Source organism: Duganella phyllosphaerae (genome assembly GCF_001758785.1).
Taxonomy (GTDB): domain Bacteria; phylum Pseudomonadota; class Gammaproteobacteria; order Burkholderiales; family Burkholderiaceae_D; genus Rugamonas; species Rugamonas phyllosphaerae.
On the sequence record NZ_LROM01000003.1, the window covers coordinates 1 to 847 of the forward strand.

General features: G+C 68.2%; 1 protein-coding gene. It reads right to left on the reverse strand.

What is annotated here, in order from left to right:
- Positions 1 to 847, reverse strand: an 847-nt coding sequence (locus DUPY_RS28210) for a YDG domain-containing protein (RefSeq protein ID WP_229255182.1), incomplete at both ends; no start/stop codon positions are given.

Genomic DNA, 847 nt, shown 5'->3' on the forward strand with positions numbered 1-847 from the left:
TTGGCGTCGGCAAAGCTGCCTACGCCCGTACCCGTGACCGCGACGATGTCGCTGCCCAGTGCGCTGACCGCAGCCGTGCCGCTCACGGTGGCGCCGGTGGTTGCGTCATAAGTCTTATTGGACGCCGCGATGCCTGACACCGCCAAGCTGGCCTTGCTGACGCTGGCCGTCAGGCCGGTCGGCTGGGCGACCACGTAGTTGCCGGCGTCGGCGCCCGACAGCGTGTAGCCGCTCACCGTCACGGCCTTGTTGACGCCCACATGCTTCGTCGCAAAACTGCCCGTGCCGCTGCCTGCCAGCAACACCGAGTCGCCGCCGACCAGGCCCGAGTAGGCTACACCGGCCGTGTTGAGCGCGGCCGTGGTGGTGGCGTCGTAAATTTTATCGACCGCGCTGATGCCGGTCAGGGTCAGCCCCTTGGCGGTCACGGTATAACTGCTGCCGGCCACGCCGGGCGCGTTGTAATTGCTGGCCAGGCCGCCGTTGCTGCTGCTGCCCAGGCTCAGGCCCGTGGTGCTGGCGAGCGCCGCACCGCTTTGAACGTTCTTGCTGGTCAGGTTCGAGGCGTCACCGGCCCCGGTGACGCTGAAGATCTGGCCGGCCACGCCGGTCGCCGTCAAGGTGCCGCCCGCCACCGACGTGGCGCCATCGTAGGTTCTGCTGCCGGAGACGATGACATCGGCCTTGTTGATGGTAGCGGTCACGCCGGCCGGCTGCACCAGGTTGTAGTTGCCGGCATCGGTGCCGCCCAGCGTATAGCCGGTGACGGTAACCGCCTTGCCCACCCCGGCGTTGGCGTCGGCAAAGCTGCCCACGCCCGTACCCGTGACCGCGACGATGTCGCTGC